Genomic DNA, 2,383 nt, shown 5'->3' on the forward strand with positions numbered 1-2,383 from the left:
AAACCCTGCTACTACGTTTTTGTTTATTACTGCGTATTCGTCACACTTGCCAAAATAGCGCTTTTTGAAGCCTTCGTAAGTTACTTGAAGTTTTATTTCTTTTTTTCTGCCGCTGCCGCCTTTTCGGTCTTTGCCTTGCATGTTTATGTAAAGACCATCAGCTTCTTCAAATAATACTTTTACTTCTCTTTTGCCTTTTAGTTCGCCTTTTTTATATGCTTTTATTTTTTGTTTTTCTTGTTCTTGTATTTTTTCTCCCATCTTTTGAACTATGTCCCATGCTGTTTGATGGCTTATGTCTTGGCCGGTTAGTTCTGTAATGTTTTGGGCAGTTTTTCTGTACGACATGTTTGTTGCGTTTTCTATTATTTTTTCTACCAGGTTTGCTGACATTTGGCCTATGGCTTTATTTATTCCAAGATACTCATCCAGTAGGCTTATGTAATGCTTGTTCCCATTTTCGTCATAGTATCTGTATATCCTTCTGCTGTATTCAATGGTTCCCATTACTGTTTTGATTGATGTCTTTTTTATACATATGTTGCGAAATTTGGTTTTGTCCCGACTTTCCATTATCATTACATCTAGTTCTTCTAAGATTGATTTTATCTTTTCTCTTCCATGTCTTAATACCCTTTGGTATATTTCTTTCTCCAGGGTCTTGAAGTCTATGTCATTTAAGGGTAAACTTATATTGAACATGCATATCACTCCTGTATTTTTTTGTGTGTTAACATTATTATACAGGATTTGCATGTTCTGGGCTACCCTGCTTTGCATTTGAGTTTCCGCAAAAAAATCGTTAGTGGTGAAATAAGTCAAAAGAAAAGAAAATAAACAAATATAATCCCGCCAAAAGCGGCTTTAAAAGGTAAAAATAATGAAAAACCCTCCAAAGTTTAGTATAATTTAGCAGACAACCAAAAAAACACTAAACAAATAAAAAGGAGAGTTTTTCATGTATAATTCTACCACAGATGTGTACAAAATAAAACGGGAAATTGTTAATTTTTCAAAGGGTCTTGTTCCGAAAAAAAATGTTGTTGAAACAAAATTCGTTTCAGATTTAATTTATGGGATTTTAAAATCAGAAAGTATTATTCTTAAAGATATCGCAACAGCTCTAAATGAACCTATTCAAATTAAAAACACCATTGACCGACTCAGTCAGCACCTTCAGCGACAACCATTGCCGGATATCCAACAAAACTACATTCAAATGATAACAAAGGTTTTAGGTAATAATCCGGTTATTCTGGTAGATGATACAGATATCATTAAACCTCATGGTAAAGAGTTTGAGGCACTCGGTAAAGTAAGAGATGGCTCCAGCAAGGGTAATAAAATCGAGAAGGGTTATTTAGTAACGGAAATGGTAGGTTTAACGGCTAATAAAAAACAGCCGGTTAGTTTTTATACCCATATTCATTCATCTAAAGAAAAAGGTTACAAATCAACAAATGAAGTGACATTTCAAGGTTTAAACCAGGTAATCAACTGCCTTCAGGGTAAAGCAACTTTTGTATTCGACCGGGGCTATGATATGAATGCGCTGTTTAATTTCATGTATGAACGGGAACAGAATTTTATTGTCCGTTTAACTGAAAAACGAAATTTATTTTGGAAAGGCAAATGGTTTAAAGCTGCTGTACTAAGAGATTTACGGAAAGGAAAAATTAAAACCACATTAACTTTTAGAGACAATGGGAAAAAAAGAAAAGAGACAGTCTATATTAGCCATTTAAATATAAAAATAACGGCTAGTAAGAATCCCGTAAATTTAGTACTGGTTTATGGCCTCGGCAAAACACCCATGATGCTTGCAACAAACAAAGTAATCAAAGGCAAAGAAGATGCTGTAAATATTGTTAGAACATATATGTCCAGATGGCGTATTGAGGAGTATTTCCGTTTTAAAAAGCAACATTTTGGATTTGAAAACTTCAGAGTAAGAAGTTTAAGATCCATCAATAATCTTAATCAACTTCTAACATATGCCATAAGCCTGCTGGGTATTCTTGCAGAAAAAATGAATAGCAGTAGATTGCCCCATATACTCATAGATAACGCCAGAGCTCTCCGGAAAGATGTCCTGTTTTATTATTATCAGCTTGCAAAAGGTATTGGATTGACTTTAGCATATGCTAGAGAAGGGATTAAGGGCTGGTTTCGAATTAGGCATAATCACCCTTGTCAGTTAAAACCTGCTAGTTGAGAAATAAAACTACTGCACTTTGAGAATTAAAGGTTTAAAATAGAGCCTGATTCAGGCTCTATTTGGGTATGCGTGCGCCCGGCACGGGCACAGTCTAATGGGTGAAAGTCCCTAGTGCGGGTCGATAGTGCCAAGCACATAGCCAAGGACAAGGGTGTCCATCGAGAG

General features: G+C 35.2%; 2 protein-coding genes. One reads left to right on the plus strand and one right to left on the minus strand.

Features of this window, described 5'->3' with window-relative positions; translation table 11 throughout:
* Positions 1 to 702 (minus strand): UPF0236 family transposase-like protein (locus BUE08_RS01435; protein WP_353682069.1); only part of this gene is annotated, 702 nt, incomplete at its 3' end.
* Between the two features lie 256 nt (positions 703 to 958).
* Between BUE08_RS01435 and BUE08_RS01440 the strand changes: the two genes are divergently transcribed.
* Complete coding sequence (locus BUE08_RS01440; protein ID WP_286680176.1) at positions 959 to 2,215, plus strand: transposase; 1,257 nt, start codon at positions 959 to 961, stop codon at positions 2,213 to 2,215.
* The last annotated feature ends 168 nt before the right edge of the window (positions 2,216 to 2,383 follow it).

It is taken from the genome of Tepidanaerobacter sp. EBM-49, assembly GCF_001896645.1.
GTDB classification, from domain to species: domain Bacteria; phylum Bacillota; class Thermosediminibacteria; order Thermosediminibacterales; family Tepidanaerobacteraceae; genus Tepidanaerobacter; species Tepidanaerobacter syntrophicus.

Coding starts and splice junctions, on each gene's coding strand:
- BUE08_RS01440 (WP_286680176.1), top strand. CDS start 959: ATGTATAATTCTACCACAGATGTGTACAAAATAAAACGGGAAATTGTT.